Source organism: Paenibacillus sp. JNUCC 34 (genome assembly GCF_058269055.1).
The window spans coordinates 1,247,744-1,265,149 of the sequence record NZ_CM177770.1 but is presented as its reverse complement, the minus strand read 5'-3'; the positions used below and the strand labels follow the sequence as shown (position 1 = coordinate 1,265,149).

12 protein-coding genes and 1 other annotated feature are annotated in these 17,406 nt (G+C 47.3%); of the genes, 3 read left to right on the top strand and 9 right to left on the bottom strand.

Annotated features, from left to right (window positions below; genetic code table 11):
- Positions 1-68: 68 nt before the first annotated feature.
- Positions 69-2,438 (bottom strand): endonuclease MutS2, encoded by a 2,370-nt coding sequence (locus AC2TF5_RS05770; protein ID WP_491301254.1) that lies wholly within the window; start codon positions 2,436-2,438, stop codon positions 69-71.
- 162 nt (positions 2,439-2,600) lie between these two features.
- Between AC2TF5_RS05770 and AC2TF5_RS05765 the strand changes: the two genes are divergently transcribed.
- Both AC2TF5_RS05765 and AC2TF5_RS05760 read left to right on the top strand, forming a co-directional pair.
- Positions 2,601-2,960: a phage holin family protein gene (locus tag AC2TF5_RS05765; protein WP_491301253.1), complete on the top strand. Its 360-nt coding sequence runs from the start codon at positions 2,601-2,603 to the stop codon at positions 2,958-2,960.
- 183 nt (positions 2,961-3,143) lie between these two features.
- Entirely contained in the window at positions 3,144-3,533 is a 390-nt protein-coding gene (locus tag AC2TF5_RS05760; protein ID WP_491301252.1) for a cupredoxin domain-containing protein, read from the top strand.
- A 133-nt stretch (positions 3,534-3,666) separates the two neighbouring features.
- Here AC2TF5_RS05760 and zapA read toward each other — a convergent pair whose 3' ends face one another.
- The 8 genes from zapA to AC2TF5_RS05720 form a co-directional block, all read right to left on the bottom strand.
- Positions 3,667-5,490: a cell division protein ZapA gene (zapA, locus tag AC2TF5_RS05755; protein WP_491301251.1), complete on the bottom strand. Its 1,824-nt coding sequence runs from the start codon at positions 5,488-5,490 to the stop codon at positions 3,667-3,669.
- Between the two features lie 254 nt (positions 5,491-5,744).
- Entirely contained in the window at positions 5,745-8,195 is a 2,451-nt protein-coding gene (gene pheT, locus AC2TF5_RS05750) for a phenylalanine--tRNA ligase subunit beta (RefSeq protein WP_491301250.1), read from the bottom strand.
- Positions 8,196-8,224: 29 nt separating this feature from the next.
- On the bottom strand, positions 8,225-9,259 hold the full coding sequence (gene pheS / locus AC2TF5_RS05745) for a phenylalanine--tRNA ligase subunit alpha (RefSeq protein WP_491301249.1): 1,035 nt from the start codon (positions 9,257-9,259) through the stop codon (positions 8,225-8,227).
- Between the two features lie 76 nt (positions 9,260-9,335).
- Positions 9,336-9,607, bottom strand: a binding site (T-box leader).
- Between the two features lie 95 nt (positions 9,608-9,702).
- On the bottom strand, positions 9,703-10,542 hold the full coding sequence (locus tag AC2TF5_RS05740) for a nucleotidyltransferase domain-containing protein (RefSeq protein WP_491301248.1): 840 nt from the start codon (positions 10,540-10,542) through the stop codon (positions 9,703-9,705).
- A 102-nt stretch (positions 10,543-10,644) separates the two neighbouring features.
- Positions 10,645-12,498 (bottom strand): ribosomal protection-like ABC-F family protein, encoded by a 1,854-nt coding sequence (gene abc-f, locus AC2TF5_RS05735; RefSeq protein WP_491301247.1) that lies wholly within the window; start codon positions 12,496-12,498, stop codon positions 10,645-10,647.
- A gap of 387 nt (positions 12,499-12,885) precedes the next feature.
- Positions 12,886-13,860, bottom strand: coding sequence for a 2,3-diaminopropionate biosynthesis protein SbnB (locus tag AC2TF5_RS05730; protein ID WP_491301246.1), 975 nt, complete (start codon positions 13,858-13,860; stop codon positions 12,886-12,888).
- 12 nt (positions 13,861-13,872) lie between these two features.
- On the bottom strand, positions 13,873-14,841 hold the full coding sequence (gene sbnA / locus AC2TF5_RS05725; RefSeq protein ID WP_491301245.1) for a 2,3-diaminopropionate biosynthesis protein SbnA: 969 nt from the start codon (positions 14,839-14,841) through the stop codon (positions 13,873-13,875).
- Entirely contained in the window at positions 14,842-16,197 is a 1,356-nt protein-coding gene (locus tag AC2TF5_RS05720; protein ID WP_491301244.1) for an AMP-binding protein, read from the bottom strand.
- Positions 16,198-16,420: 223 nt separating this feature from the next.
- On the opposite strand from AC2TF5_RS05720, the gene AC2TF5_RS05715 reads away from it, so the two are divergent.
- Positions 16,421-17,215: a YheC/YheD family protein gene (locus AC2TF5_RS05715; RefSeq protein ID WP_491301243.1), complete on the top strand. Its 795-nt coding sequence runs from the start codon at positions 16,421-16,423 to the stop codon at positions 17,213-17,215.
- Positions 17,216-17,406 lie beyond the last annotated feature (191 nt).

Genomic DNA, 17,406 nt, shown 5'->3' with positions numbered 1-17,406 from the left:
GCCGGCCGTAATGCAGATACTATAGTTGTATACGAGTTAGAGAAACCATCGGTTCCTAATAAATTGCGTTATTTCAGTTCCGCAATTGTAACCCCCGTTCCGCCTTCCCCATAATTTCCAAGACGGTAGGTTTTTACATGCTTATGCTTCCGTAAATAATCCTGAATACCGGTCCGTAAAATTCCCGTCCCTTTGCCGTGGATAATGGAAACTTGGCCCAGATTGCCCAAAAATGCTTCATCCATAAACCGGTCCACTTCAATGAGAGCTTCTTCCAGGTTCGCCCCGCGAAGATCAAGCTCTTTACGGATATTTTCGTCTCGGGTACGCTTCAGTGTTGTAACATGACGCTGACCTTGGGGTTTCTTAGCAGATGCCGGAGCAGACACAAGCTCCAGATCATCCAGAGATACCTTCATCTTCATAATGCCCAGCTGGACAAGAGCTTCTTTAGGGCCAGCCAATTCAACGACATGGCCTTTCTGATTGAGGCTGTATACCATAACCTCGTCACCAGGTTCGATCGAACGTTTCTCTATGGCGCTGCGCTTTCCAGCTGTCTTCCGTTTCTGCTCAGGCTCTGCTTCATCCAGACGCTTTCGCGCCGCAATAAGTTTATGTTCTTTAACCGATGCACCCTCTTCTTGAGCGAGTTTGCGCAGATCTGTAATAATATCTTCTGCTTCACTCCGGGCTTTATCCACAATCTTCTTTGCATCCTGACGGGCTTTTTCAACCCATTTATCCCGCTGTTCCTCAAGCTTTGCAAGTTCTTGATTATGTCGGCTTCGCAGGTCCTCCATTTCTTTACGAAGAACCTCTGCCTTCATACGCTCGGTCTCAGCAGCATGACGATTTTCTTCAAGAGATGCAATCATATGCTCTACGCGCTGATCTTCTTCTTTCACTTCGCCGCGGGCATAATCCAGAATCATCCCTGGAAGTCCAAGTCGTTCTGCAATGGCGAAAGCGTTACTTCTACCCGGAACACCGATCAGAAGGCGGTAGGTTGGACTCAGTGTATTAATGTCAAACTCCATGCTGGCATTAATGATTCCTTTTCGTTCATAAGCATATGCCTTCAACTCAGAGTAGTGGGTTGTGGCAATCATCCGGCATTCCATCCGGTGAATATGCTCCAGAATCGCTATAGCCAACGCTGACCCTTCAGCCGGATCCGTTCCCGCACCGACCTCATCTAGCAGCACCAGACTTTTCGGAGTCATATTTTTTAAGATCCGGATAATATTCGTCATATGGCTGGAGAAGGTACTTAGGCTTTGCTCAATGCTCTGCTCATCACCGATGTCTGCGTAAATTGCATCAAACACACACATCTGGCTTCCTTCCTCGGCCGGAATGAACATTCCGGACATCGCCATCAGATTGAGCAATCCAATTGTTTTGAGCGTAACGGTCTTACCACCTGTATTCGGACCAGTAACGATGATGGACGTGTATGAGTTACCCAATTCCACATTAATCGGAACGACCTGGTCGATCGGAATAAGCGGATGTCGGCCTTTTTTAAGCTTCAAATAACCACGGTCATTCATACGCGGCAAGGAAGCCTTCATGACATGAGCTAGCCGCGCTTTGGCAAAGATAAAATCAAGCTGACCGGTAATATCGATATCGATACTGAGCAGATCGGCCTGATCGCCAACCAGGGCGGTTAATTTTTGTAAAATCACTTCAATTTCACGTTCTTCTTTCATACGCGTCTCACGCAACTTGTTGTTCATTGCTACGATGGACTCCGGTTCAATGAACAAAGTTGCTCCCGATCCGGACTGATCATGTACAATCCCTCCGAAATAAGAACGATATTCCGCTTTTACCGGGATAACAAAACGATCTCCCCGGATCGTTATAAGTTGATCCTGCAGCATCTTGGATACCGACTGTGAGCGAATCATACCGTCGAGCTTTTCACGGATACGTACCTCTCCATTTCTCAGTTCACGACGGATTTGAGACAGTTCCGGACTAGCCGAGTCCATAACTTCGGCACTTTCGTCTATACATGCCTTGATGGCATCTTCCAACGATTTTTGTTCCGAAATCAAATCACTCAGATTATATATTATTTCAACAGGTTCGTCTTCATGGATCTGCGCAATAAATCGCTTTAGTCGGCGCGACCCCATGATGGTGTTCGCTACAGCCAGCAGTTCATGCGGACTGAGTGTCCCGCCGATCCGGGCACGTTTCAGCGAGTCTGTAATATCCGTTATTCCGCCAAACGATGGGCTTCCTTTCAACCGGTCTATCGTGTAGGCCTGATCAGTTGCCGCTAGCAGCTGTTTAACGTCGTCTAGTTGAACCGATGGCTTCAGCTGTTCTGTTGTTGTCTTACCCATGGAAGTTTGGGTGTATTGTGACAATGTATTTAAAATTTTCCGATATTCCAACGTGTGCAAAATCTTGTCATCCAAGAAGTTCACAACTCCTCTCAATCAATGCCTTTATTATAGCCGAGACCTTGAATTTTCGCCATTTATAGGGATTATTTCAATAAATCATTCCACACATAACTCAGAGTACATCTGAACAAAATAATTTTGCGCATGATTGCAGCATATAAGGAGGTACGATCTATGCAGTTTCTCGGGCATGTCGTTCGATTTATCGTTTCCGCCCTTGTTCTAATGCTTGTCGGGTGGATCGTTCCCCAATTCAGCGTTGGCGGATTTGTTAGCGCCCTGATGCTGGCTCTGATTATTGCTGGTTTGGGTTGGATTGTTGAAAGTGTGTTCGGGACACGGGTCACACCATTTGGACGGGGAATCGTCGGTTTTCTGATCAGTGCGCTGGTCATTTACGTTGCCCAGTTCCTTATTCCCCATGTCAGAGTAACGGTCTTGGGAGCTCTTCTTGCCGCACTCGTCATTGGAATCATTGACCTGTTCATCCCTATCGCCTGGCCTTTCGATGAGACCAAAAGCGAACAGAAATAAATTGGCTTTCAAAAAACAACGCCCCTGTTCCTTATGAACAGGGGCTTGTTCATGTCAAGAGCAGTCTCTTCTATTCCTGTAAGTTCACTAATTATTCATATTCATTTCTGCTCACAAACCATTTTTTTACGTTATCATATAGAAGTAATTGACACAAAATATTAATAGTTGGGAGAAGATGATATGAAAAAAACGCTTGCATTTATCGCATCCTGCATGCTGCTTCTTCTTTTGGCGGCCTGCGGCGGAGATAAAGAAGCTACTCCAACCAACGGAACCGGAGTAACAGATACAGGTGTCGAGCCTGAAGCAGAGCTTGTAATTAGCGCATCAAACTACCAGTTTGATCAAGCTGAGTACACACTTAAAAAAGGTGTTCCTGTAAAGGTCACTTTCAAAAATGAAGAAGGCAATCATGGTGTACTGATTCCTGTACTCAACCTGCAACTCGACAGCAAAAATGATACAGCTGTTGTAACACCAGATAAAACAGGCGAATTCGATATCTCCTGCTCCATCATGTGCGGTCCAGGACATACAAAAATGATCTCCAAACTTATTATCGAAGAGTAGAACACCTCTTTTCGATCATAAGCATGATAATAACCTCCAGAATTCCAAGGGAAAGTCACTTGTGAATCTGGAGGTTTGTTTTATCCTGAAACGAATTTCACAGCAATGCTTCCCTTGACAAGGTTCTCGGGTGTCAACGGTGATCCTGCTCAATCAATTCAATCCATTCATTATATTCAACCTGGAGCTTGGAATACTCTTCCTGAAGCTTCCGGTGTTCCTCCTCCAGCTTGTCTGACTTCTCACGCTGGATTTCAATTTCTGCTTGCAGCAGCCGGTGTTGATGCATTACCAGCTCATACTGCTCACCTAGCTGAGAAAGCTCCTCGGAAGTGGCTTTCTTCTCATCTTCTAGCAGATCACATGTCTGACGAGACGCTGCTATTTCCTGACGCCAGGAGTCCATCTCCTCTTTCAGATCAGTCTCCGTCTGCTCCCATTGTTCCCGTTCATTGACCAGAGTTTCGTACTTACTGCGGAATACAGCCAACTCTTCCTCTGCCAACCTTAGAAGCTCACTGTATTCTTGTTCACGGTTATCTCGTTCAGATGCAGACTTGCGAAGCTGGTCCAACTGAGCAGATGCCGTATCATATTCTTCTTCCAGCATGGCGTACAGTTTACGGGTCTCATCCTCCTTAGTCGAAGCTTCGTGGCTAACTTTCTCTAGCTCTTCGATTTTGAGTTGAAGTTCACTCCGCTCCTGTTCGGATGACTGACGCCGGGCCGCATCACGCTCCGCTTCGTCCTTCAGAACATTCAATTCTTCCTGAAGTGTCTTCATACCCTCTTCTAAAGTTTCAGAAACCTCAAGCGCTTCAACCATGCGCATTTCTAAATCTCCGATTTCTTCTTTACGCTGCTCAGCAAGTGTAGTCCAGGATTTGACCTCAGCATTTAGACGTTGAATATCATCATGCAGCTTTCGGGAACTTTGGTTCGCATCCACGACCAGCTTCTGAAGCCGGCGTCGTTCTTCTTCCGACTTTACAGCCTCCTGCTTCAAAGAATCCCGCTCCCCAGTCAACTGTTCTACCTTAACCTTGGCAGTCTGCAGCTCCTTCGTTGAGCTTTCAAGTTGCTGCCGTGTACGCTGAAGATTCTCTTTCAGTTTAGATGACTCTCCCTTTAGTACGGAAAGCTCTTTCTCCGTTACAGTCAGACGGGATTGCAGACTGTTCCCGTTACTTTGTTGTTCCGTGAGTTTCTTCTCCAAGGCCTGAACAGCCGTTTTATGATGCTCATCCTGCTGTGCAGAAGACTGCTTGTAGTTCTGCTCCAGTTGTTGAACGGATTGAGCATGCTTCTGTTCCGCCTGTTGGGCAGAACGCTTGTAATTTTGCTCCAGTTGCTCTGTGGATTGCTCATGATTTTTTTGCATTTGCTGGATCTGCGCTTCATGCTGACGCTTCATTTCCTCCAAAGCCTGTTTATGACGCTTCTCCAAATCACTACTCTGTTGGGTAAGTCTCTGCTCCAGCTGCTGTTTCTCCTTCTGGATATCTGCCACCCGCGCAGATTCTTTTTGTAGAAGCTCTTTCATACGCTCGGATTCCGCAGTTAAATTCTCTTTCACGGTTCCAAGCTCTGATGCAAGCAGTGTCTGTTCATTAAGTTTGCTTTCAAGCTCTTCGTTCTTCTTCTGGTATGATTCCTGCTGCTCTAATTGCAAAGTTTGAATACGGGCCAATTCGGAGCGAAGTTCACTCCGTTCAGCCGTAAGAAGTTTAACCTCGTTCTGGAACTGCTGCATTTGAACAGCTTCCTCAGCCATATGCACAGCAGCAAGTACGGCAATCCTAGGCGTATCCAAACGGGAATGAGCCTTCGATATAGTGCGCATACGATCATCGACATAATTGGCTACCTGTTTCATATAATCACTGCTGCTGCCAACTAGTTTATAGGAAGTTCCGTAAATTTCTACGGTAACACGTGTACGATCCGGTGTAGTCACTGTTGTGCCCTCCTTCAATTGTGTGTTGATTCTAAGGTGTCTTTACGGTCTTTCCTCTTTCTACATTATATATGAGAAAGTCTTTCTAGACGAACTCAAAGTAAGCTAGACCGTATTTTGATGTATATTTGTCGATCAGGAAGTCTGTTCTCCTGACTATCAAGATATCTTATTTTACTCCGGTGTTTATACTTTCTTATCCTAAAAAAAACCGCATCGAATGTGTAATTCGATGCGGCTTTCCCCAATTCCTTCTATTTTCTCAATTCCGCGCCAAAAGTTTGTTCCAGCGCCTGAACTGCTTTTTCATTTGCTGCCGCAACTTCCTCATCAGTAAGCGTCCGTTCCTGATGACGATACGTGAGAGAAATAGCGACACTCTTCTTTCCTTCACCCAATTTGCTGCCGGTGAAGACATCAAACACCTGTACATTCTGAAGCAGCTCACCTGCATGTTCGCGGATAACTCGGATCAGCGATCCCGCTTCTACCACTTCATCGACTACTACCGCTAAATCTCGTTCCATAGCCGGGAATCGCGGAAGATCACGGTATTGTACGCGGCTGTTAGCGAGTTCGTAAAGCGGATCCAGCAAAATTTCAGCTACATACGTATCTTCGAGATCTTTATCTTGCTGAAGCTGAGGATGAACCTGGCCGAGTGTTCCAAGCTTCACTTTGGTACTTCCGTTCTGAACATATACGGATGCAGAACGTCCAGGATGGAAGCCGTCAGGCTGGTCAGCCGCATAAGTGATCTGCTCGCCATCCAGACCAAGCATTTCAAATACCGTTTCTAACGCACCTTTCAGATCGAAGAAATCAACCTTTTCAGGCTGTACATTCCACTGCTTACTTCCAAGGCGTCCTGTCAGGAGAAGTCCTAGCACAGGCTGTTCCAGCGGCTGTTTTGTCAATGTATCTTCATGTGTATGGAATACATTTCCGATTTCAAACAATGCAAGATCCGGATGCTTGCGGTTAGCATTATAAACAGCGATATCGAGCAGCTGTGGAATTAGGCTCGTACGGAGTACGCCACGGTCCTCGCTCATTGGCATCGCCAACTTCACCGCTTTTCCTCCATCTCCGAGTGACGTGAACGTTTCCGACTGCTGAGGGTGAATGAAGGAGTATCCAAGCACTTCCTGCCATCCAGCGTGAGTCAACATACGACGGATGCCGCGGCGGATAGCCTGGGATTTCGTCAACGCACCCGGTGTCGTTGGTCCTTCAATTGCAGTTGTCGGAATATTGTCGTATCCGTAAAGGCGGGCAATTTCCTCAATCAAATCTACATCTAACTGAATGTCACCGCGCCGAGTTGGAACTTCCACCTCAATTAAGTCGGTAGCCGCGTCGCCACATGCGAAATGCAGCCGGGCAAAGATCGTTTTCACTTCGAGCTGAGACAGGTCTGTACCTAGATAAGAGTTCAACTTCTCAAGAGAAAGCTCAAGCACTTTCGGTTTAGAATCAGCTGCTCCAGCTTCTACGATCCCTTGATGCACAGTTCCTCCGGCATATTTGGCCATTAAAGCGGCCGCACGATTCAGTGCCGGAATGACTCTGGCCGAATCTACTTCTTTCTCAAAACGGGAGCTTGCTTCAGAACGGAGGCCAAGCTGACGGGAAGTTTTGCGAACCGTTCCACCATCGAATTTTGCCGATTCCAGGAAAATGTTTACCGTATTGTCTGTCACTTCAGAATCCAGTCCACCCATAACGCCTGCCAGAGCTACAGGTTTACCGCCTGCTGTAATGACCAGCATATGCGGCTCCAGGCGTCTCTCTTGGCCGTCAAGTGTCGTCATCGTTTCACCGGCTTGAGCCATACGGACAAGTACAGAACCATCAGCCAATTGATCACCATCGAATGCGTGCAGCGGCTGCCCGTATTCCAGCATGACGTAGTTGGTAATATCAACAATATTGTTGATCGGGCGAACGCCAGCAGCCATCAAGCGATTCTGCATCCAGAGCGGCGAAGCTCCCACTTTAACCCCTGTAATATAACGCGCAGCATAATGAGGACACTGCTCCCCGGCCTCAATGGATACCGAGATATGATCTGCCGCTGGATCGCTAACTTCTACCAGTTCCTTTTCAGGTTTAGGGAGAGTGATTTCTCTTCCGAGGATCGCACTCACCTCATAAGCAGCTCCCAACATGCTAAGACAGTCAGAACGGTTCGGAGTCAAATCCAGCTCAAGCACTTGATCATCAAGTCCAAGCACATTTACAATCGGCACACCGACCTCCGTTCCTTCCGGAAGTACCAATATTCCTTCCTGCAACTCTTTAGGGAGCAGCTTATCGTTCATACCAAGCTCTTTCGCGGAACATATCATGCCCTGTGAAAGTACGCCGCGCAGCTTCGCTTTTTTGATATCCAATCCTCCAGGAAGCTTCGCGCCGACCATAGCAACAGGCACCTTCTGACCTGCATCGACATTTTTAGCGCCGCACACGATCTGCAAATCTTCTTCTTGTCCAGCATCCACGATACAAATGTTCAGCTTGTCCGCATCAGGGTGCTTTTCTTTACTCTTTACATATCCAACAACTACTTTATTAATTCCCTGATTGCGATCCTCGATGACGTCGATTTCAATACCCGCCGAGGTGATGCGGCCTGCCAGCTCTTCAGCCGATACGCCTTCCAGAGAAATATATTGGGATAACCATTCCGTTGATACTCTCATGACCGTTCACTTCCTTCTTTTGTTTAAAGTTATATCCGTGCGAACTGCTTCAAGAATGACATATCGTTATTGTAGAAATGACGGATGTCATCTACACCGTATTTCAGCATCGCAATCCGTTCAACACCCATCCCGAAGGCAAAACCGCTGTACTGCTCCGGATCATATCCGCCCATCTCCAGTACCTTCGGATGAACCATTCCGCTGCCCAGAATTTCCAGCCATCCTGTATGCTTACATACACGGCAGCCGCTGCCACCGCATCTCACACAAGATACATCCACTTCTGCACTTGGTTCAGTAAACGGGAAGAAGCTCGGACGAAGACGTATTTGCGTGTTATCCCCAAACATTTCGCGTACGAATTGCAGCAGGGTACCCTTCAAATCACTCATACGGATATTGCGTCCAATGACAAGCCCTTCAATTTGGTGGAACTGGAAGGAGTGTGTCGCATCATCATCATCACGACGGAATACACGACCAGGGCATATAATCTTAACAGGCGTTTCGCCTTTCATGTCCAGCATAGTCCGCGCCTGAACCGGCGACGTCTGTGTACGCATCAGCAGATCTTCAGTTAAATAGAAGGAGTCCTGCATATCACGTGCCGGGTGGTTCTTGGGAAGATTGAGCGCTTCGAAGTTAAAATAATCAGTCTCTACCTCTGGACCTTCCGCTACACGGTATCCCATCCCAATAAAAATGTCCTCGATATCTTGAACAACCCTGCTGAGCGGGTGAACAGCGCCTTGAGCAAGCTTGCGTCCTGGCAGTGTAACGTCCACTTTCTCCGCGCGCAAGCGCTCCTCGGTTTCCTTACGCTGAAAAGCCTCCTGTTTACTTGTAACAAGTTCTTCGATGGCTCCCCGCACTACATTTCCGACCTGGCCGATAACCGGACGCTCTTCAGCGCTCAGAGATCCCATCCCTCTTAAAATTTCAGTCAATGCACCTTTTTTCCCCAAGTACTTGACCCGCAGATCATTCAAACTTTGCGGATCTATTACCTCCTGCAGTTGGGCCAATGCCTCCTGCTTTAATGCTTCCAACTTTTCTTTCATGGCCTCTCATGCCCCCTTCTTTCATCTCAGTGACGTACAAAGTAGTTCAACTCAACAAAAAAAGGCCTTTTCTCCCGAAAGGGACGAAAAGACCGTGGTACCACCCTTGTTAGCACGCTAATACATAACCCGAACAACTTCCGTTATTCAGCAGCCATCAGCCGCATGCTCACTTTAACCGACATAACGTGTCGGAACCCGTTATCCCCTACTGAACAGCCAAAACCGCGTTCAGGGAACTGCTCCGGAGCGAACTTCAACAGCCTGTTTCCATAGAAACGCTCTCAATCTGTGGCGTCTCCTCCCTGTAAAGAGGCACTGCTTACTCTTCTCCATCTACGCATTTACATTTTTCAGCATATATAGTCTATATTATATTCAATTTTGCCTCTCATGACAAGTTCATATGCCTTTTTTACAGTTCATGAAGTGAAACCTGTGGATCAGTGTTGATCCAGCAGCATTTCAGTTTCTTGAACAAGCTGACCAAGCATATCTACACCTTCTCTAGTATAGTCTTGCTCTGATGATAGAAGCGTCATGATTTTATCAATCCACAGCTTATAATCCCTCGGTTTCATTTGAAAGCTATCCACCAAGGCCACCGCCTTTTTCTCATTTACACAGTATTCCTCATTCTTTGCGAACAGCACCTGATTCAAGCAGGATATCGTCCGGAAGCAGCAGCCCGCTACAAATGAGATGTCATCTTTGTTAACACTGCTGTCAGCGTGCATCAAAGAAAAAGATGCTTCAAACCTGAAATATCCGATCAACGCATCCTGCAATGCTTTTGGGTAAGGTGTCGTTTTCACCTTTAGGTTTTGTATTTTCCCTATCGGATCCACCAGCACTTTACAGATCGAGATTTCCCCCATATACATCACATTCAAAAAAGCATGCGGATGTCCTGCATGGTAATGTGTTGATACTTCTCCTAACAAACAATCATCAATGACCTTCGACACTCTGTGCATATCTCTAAGAATCAGGTCGACATGATGCCCCCGAACAACAAGCCATCCCCCGGCATTTACCCATGGGCCCCAACCCCCAATAGGCGTAACTAAATTTTCTCTTTGCCTATCATCCAATTTTTCAGCTACACGGTTTATCTCTTCGATGTCAAACCCAGCCTCTTCATCGTAATAAATACCGATGTCGATATCTGAGGTCGACCTATGGTTTCCCCTGGCTCTTGATCCGCCAAGAACGATGCCAACCACTCCAGGTACATGTTCAAGTTCACTGCTAATATGTTTCACGATTTCATCTACAGTCATTGTTGTCATCTCCTAAACTCGATTACTAATGAACAAATAACATCAGTGAATCAATGACCCCGCATCATGCTTGGCTCATTCCCAAGCATGATGCGGTGAAGTTTAGCCATATAGCTGTTTCAACTCTTGTCGCAACGCACGTATTTCCAACAATTGCTCGGCTTCTTTATCGCTGCTGTCCGGCGTGGTTTCCAAAAGCTCCTGAATCCGGAACTCCAGCTCCATCCGGCGGTTTTCCTTTTGACTGTCCCCCCTGATAACATGGCTTCGAGACAGCTGTTCCTCTTCCTCTTCTGCGCTACCTTCAAACCATACGGGATCTTCTTCCGGGTTCAGTGTAAGCAGTCGATTCGCCAGCTTTTGAACCAGAAAACGGTCATGGGATACAAGCGCAATGGCGCCGGGGTAATCTCCAAGCACCGCTTCAATCACTTCCCTGGTATCCACATCGAGGTAATTGGTCGGTTCATCAAGCACCAGAAGATGCGCGCCGCTAAAGTACAATTTCAAAAAGGCCGCTCTGCATTTCTCACCCATGCTTAAATCGCCTATCTTTTTGAATACATCATCCCGACTGAACAAAAAGCATCCCAGTAGCGTTCTCGCCCGGCTTTGCGTCATGTCGGGGAGTACCAGTAGGCTGTCCAGCAGGGTCGTTTCCAAATTTAATCCTTCCAGCTCCTGCGAAAAATACCCGATTTTTAATGCCGGATGATGTACCACCTTACCCTCAGACGGCTCGATCTCACCCATCAGCAACTTGAGTAGCGTTGTTTTGCCACTTCCATTAGGACCACGAACGGCCAAACGGTCACCGCGGGACAATTGAAAAGAAAGCTTGTTAAAAAGAAGCCCGTCTCCATAGCCAAAACTTAGATCCTCTACACGAATCAGCATTCGTGCACCCAACGTTTCCCCGCCGAGCTTCATATTGAGTTTAGGATCATTCCGCGGCTTATCCACTGCCTCAGCTTCAAGACGTTCAAGTGCCTTTTGTTTGGCATGATAACGGGAAATGTTCTTTTTCGCTTTAGCCTTGTAGAAACTCGCTGTGATTTTCACTTCGTTTTGATCCCCGGCGGAATTATGCGCTTGATGAAACCACTCTTGATATCTCCGGATGGATTCCTCCAACGCTTTGCGGGCGAGCTCCTGTTTGCGGTGAAGCGCCTCCTGTTCCCGCAATTCTCTTTCCTTCTCTTGACGATATGCGGTATACCCTCCTTTATACCGTTTCAAACCTTCGGAGGTTAACTCGCATATTGCTGTAGCTACCTTATCCATGAATACCCGGTCATGAGATACAAACAAGACGGTTCCTTTATAAGAAAGCAGCCATTGTTCCAACCACAGAAGGTTCTCCCCATCCAAGTGGTTGGTCGGTTCATCCAGCAGAAGCAGCTGCGGCTCTGATACTAACAAGGCTGCGAGTTGAGCCCGGGTCTTTTGCCCCCCGCTTAATTCGCGGAATGAAACGTTCCACAGCTCAGAATGAATCCCGAGCATGGTCATCGCTTTCTCAACCTCGGTTTCCCACTGAAAACCGTTTTCGGTCTCGTATTCGTCGAGCAGCTGACCGTATCTTATAAGCAATTCTTCCCCTTGCTCCTGATTAGCCTGCTGCATCTGTTGTTCCAAATCGGCCAATTCATGCTTCAGGCGCCATAACACTTCATTACTTCCACGACGTACCGTTTCGAGCGCCGACAAATCATCTTCCGGCAGGTCCTGCTGCTTGAGCCAGCCCCAGCGATTGCGTGGTAAACGTGCTTCAACACGTCCCGTCGTTGGTTCACGATCACCCGTCAATATGGACAAAAGAGTTGATTTCCCGGAGCCGTTCCTGCCAAAGAGTGCAACCCGCTCGCCTTCAGCCACCTCTAATTGAATATTTGAAAATAGTGGAGTTCCTTGCAGCTCAATGCTAATATCTGAAGCTTTTAATATGATGGTCATATTCCTCATCCTTTCCATGTGAAAACTCACGAAAAAACCGCAGACGATTGTCTGCGGCGGATGATTGGAAAAGTGTATATCTGAAATAAGTACGAGGTCACAGGGAATAAGTACACGGGCTGTTCATTCCACACACAGCCGCTTCATTGGTACACCAAAAGAAGCAATTATCCCTATCAAATCTCGCCGATTCATACGAACGAAGTTCACCGTATCATCTTTTTCAGACACACCAAATCTCTCCCTCTACCGCCGTAGAGAAAACGCCTGCATTAACGCTTGCAGTTGTCGAAAGAAAGGGTGTCTTACTTCATCGTATAGGTTACCTCACAGTTCTTGGAATGAATTGGTCTCATTATAACAATAATCTTCCCGTTATGTCTAGATTTATTCCCCTTGATCGAGCTTCACGCCACTGCCAAGCCTTCGAGCCTCACCCCAATAATAACCCGCGACCCCTATGTCAAAGATCGCGAGACCCATCGGGTTAAAAAACACCGTGTTTTCCGTCCCTCTGTGCATGAGTGCATCACGGCATACGACATCTGCGAGCGTACAGACATCCGATGACTGCAATCCATACTTGAGATGCAACTGCTCCACATCTGTATTTTCACGGCAAACTTCATTCCAGTCGTCAACTACGATCGTTTTGATATGTGCAACACACTCGGGTTTATAATCGCGAAGGGATATGCCAAGCAATAGCACTCCCTCCTTCGGGACCTCATCGATGTACCGGTCGGCCGATACAGTACAGGTAGCGATGATGTCGGCATGACGGTATGCGATACGCCAATCATCAGCTATAATCGTAATATTCCGCAGTTCGGCGGGAACGGTTGCCGGATCAATTCCTCTCAGATCATACAAGGTAATCTGCTTCAGCTTCTCACCAAGGATCGCAGCGCACATATCAAGATGGAGTCGGCCAATTGGCCCCCAGCCGATAATCCCAAGCCTAATCCCTGCGGTCTGCCGAGCCTCAACGTAGGCTTTAAGCATCACACCACTGACGGCTGCCGTTCGGAGTCCGCTAAGCAGTCCGCTGTTTAGGAAAGCTAGCGGCTCCCCCGTTGCCGTATCGTTTAAAATTATCGTATTATGTGCCCTTGGTAGTCCATGGAGATGGTTTTGCGGGAAGCTTGCAATCCATTTAATCCCGGCAAGGTTAAAGCTCCCTCCCACATAAGCTGGCATTGCGATGATCCGATTTTCCGGATTTCTGAATCTTAAATATGGCTTTAACGGATGTACGCAGTCACCCTCATCCTCAATCCGGACAACATCCTGAATGATGCCAGTCAACACATGCCAATCTATTCCTAACTCCTGAATATGGCTGTCGTTCAGGTACAGCATAGACTACTCCTCCTATGGCAAACGAGGGGCGAAGCCAAGCTCCCGTTGCACCCAATCATCGTTATATATGGTATCCATATACCGTTCGCCACGGTCTGGCAGGATTGCTGCACATACAGCTCCTTTCGGAATATGCACTTTCATGCGAAGTATCGCTGAAATGACACCGCCGGATGATGCACCTGCCAAGATGGATTCACTGCTAATCAGTTGACGGCAGCCCTCAACACAGTCCCGATCGGACACATACTGTACCTCATCCGCAATCCCCTGATGATAAAGCCCCGGAACGATGCCTGCACCGAGACCCGGAAACTGACGAGCGCCTTTTGTTCCTCCAAAAATAACGCTTCCTGCCGCGTCCACCGCCACGATTCTTGTACTCAGCCTCATGGACCTGATAAAATCCGAGCAGCCTCGAATCGTACCACAGGAGCTGACACCGCAAAATAAATAATCGACAGAACCAAGCTGATCGTAAATTTCCCTCATCGTCATCTCGGTGTGAGACAGACTGTTGTCCAGATTCCCATACTGATTCGTCCAATAGGCATTCGGAATTTGTTCGACCAGCTCCCTGACCCGACGGATTCGGGCCGGCAGAAACTCTCCCGTCTGCTCATCAGGCTCGGTTACGAGATCGATTTCCCCGCCGAAACTGCGAATGATATTCTTATGCTGCTCAGTCGTCCGCGGATCAACAACACATATAAAGCGCAAACCCAGATAGCGGCATAGCTGGGCCAAACTTATGGCCAAATTCCCTGAGCTGGATTCTACTATGACACTATCCTCCGTAATTTCGCCGCGGCGGATCGCTTCCTTCAGCAAATAGAGCGCGGGCCGATCCTTGGCACTACCTCCGGGATTCATTCCCTCCAACTTTCCGTAAACTTCAAACGATTCCCCGCTAAACAATCGCGATAATCGAATGAGAGGTGTACCGCCAATCGCGTCAACAATTCCTCCTTCAAGCTTCATTCAAGACCCCTCAACTTTGTCATAATAAATTTTTTTGTGTTTCACCCTGCTCCGCTGCTCTTCATCATGAAAGCTGCCGTACACGACCTGAATCCGGCCGAGAATTCCTGAAGAAATCATCGCCCCAATCTCCGGTGTTCGTTCCTCCAATTCTTGCCGAATGGTCACCAGCAGCCGTTCCGACGCCTTATCTTCATCCGTATGGTCCTTTTCATTGAACTCCACTGATCCGTTCTTTTTACTATATTCAGCTATACTATAATGCTCATCCGTGCCATCGTGTCCGTCTGAGCAGTTCCTATCATCCACAACATACACAACCACTTTAAGTTCATTTCCATCCATATGAACCCGAACGCTGCTTAATTGCCCCATATGCCGATTTACAACATCTTCAATATCGTAAATACTTATTTTTTCGCCATGCTTCAAATCCGGCCCGATCCGTTTGACAAGGCTCTTAAAGCTCATTCGTTCCACACCATCCACGATGATGGGACGCAAATCCCGCACCACGTCATAAGTCACATAACGAAGCGCAGGGAAAGACTCCCTTACCGTCGATGTCAGAACGAGTACTTGTTCCTGTTCGGGTAACGGCTCTAATCCTTCTCCGAGCACATCCGTCCCGACTCCTTCAGCAATCAGACCTTCGGTTAGCAAATAACGTCCATATTGGGGCGAGTAATAAGCCAACGTCCCCATTTCAATAGAACCGTAAGTATCTGTAATCCGCTCCACAGCAATGCCCAGACGTTCCGCCGCTCGCCTTATCCAGCCAGCCGGGGCCATCTCCCCTACGAGAATGACATGACGGATTCCATACGACTCGGGATGCTCGGACGATAGCAATATACGATCCAAAATGGATGGCATTGTGTAGAGCACTTCCGGCTGAAGGCTCTGCAATCGAGCCAAATGCTGCTCAATAGGCAAGGTATAGGGAATTGACGTAACCTCCATCCCCAATTGTCTAAACACTAGGGTAGCCGTCGCTTCCGCATGACCCGTTCCCATATCCGCCAGAGCGGTTCGGTAACCGGCCGAGCCTATAATTGTACGGAACACATCCAGCTTGATTTTCATGTATGCCGCTTCGTCTGCCTCTGAATAATAAATGGCTTTGCGCCTGCCTGAGCTCGTGCCGGAAGTACGGTACTTGTATAGTCCGTCCAAGCTGTTAAGCGGATTTCCAGATGAATAGTAATACTTTTCCAAAACAGGAGCGGTTATTAGTGGCAATTGTTCAAATTCAATTCTCTTATTCTTCTGGAGAGATCCGTGCCACTGGACATACCAGGGACAGTATACTCCAATTCGTTCAATGATCTGATTTAATTCTACAGACGAGATCATAAACAGACCTCCTCTCTCTTTAGGCAAACTTGCCCTGTTTTACAATCCACTGTATGCAGGGTAAGTTAGCAATGTTCTTGCTTCTATGACTGGATAAATCGTGTCAATAGGACTAAATTTGCAGCTATTCTCCACAAAGTGTAGGCAGCTAACCATACCTTCCCGTTCCCCTCGCCATAAACTGTCAAGTACCAGCGCCTAAAATGAAGGGAGGAATACGGACATGGCAAAAAGCATTCTAGCAAGTAAAATGCACAAAACAAATCTGATGCTTAACAGCTCAAAGTTAGCAAAGCATATTCCACTCACCAAACGTTTGAACCGACAGTTTTTATCCCGCATGCTCGAACAACACGGCATGATATATGTAAAACCGGATAAAGGCTCACAGGGAAAGGGAGTCATCCGGGTAGAGAAAACAAAGCAAGGTTACCGTTATCAAAACGGAGTTAAAGTGTTCACCTTTACAAACTTTAGCTCCATGTTCTCTTCCATCCGCAAACACTTTGGCCAACAGCAGTATCTGGTTCAAAAAGGCGTTCATCTGCTCAAGTATAACGGCCGCCCTTTCGATTTTCGCATCATGATTCAGCGCAATCCGAAACGTAAGTGGGAATGTACTGGCACAATCGGACGCCTTGCTCACCCGGGTAAAGCCGTTACTAACGGAAGCCAAGGAGGCACGATCTACGAGCCTTCCGTGCTGCTTGCTCCCTTCGCGAACAAGAGAAAGACTGCAGCTGTGCTGCGTAATATGAATAGCATCACCCATGTGACTGCGTCCAGATTAAGCCGGACTTATCCACATTTAAACGAACTCGGCATGGACATCGGCTTGGACCGGAGTCTTAAGCCGTGGATTTTGGAGGTCAACACCTCTCCCGACGCAGCTCCGTTCTCTCTGCTACCGAATCCCAAAGTCATCCGCACCATTGTCGCGTATGGCAAAGCTTACGGAAGACATCACAGAATGACATGCACCAAGGCGAAGAGGGCACCCGTAAGCTTAAAATCCTAATTACAGATAGTCTCTAAAAATATCAGGAAACAGAGTCACTCGTCTGTAATTTCTAATATCTTAACAAAACGGCTGAACAGGAATCGAAACTTCGCCGATTCCCATTCAGCCGCTTTTTTATGCGTATGAACAACGAAAAACAAGTAAATTGCTTTTCCTTAACAAAAAAAGCCCCCGCCGCTATAGTTAGC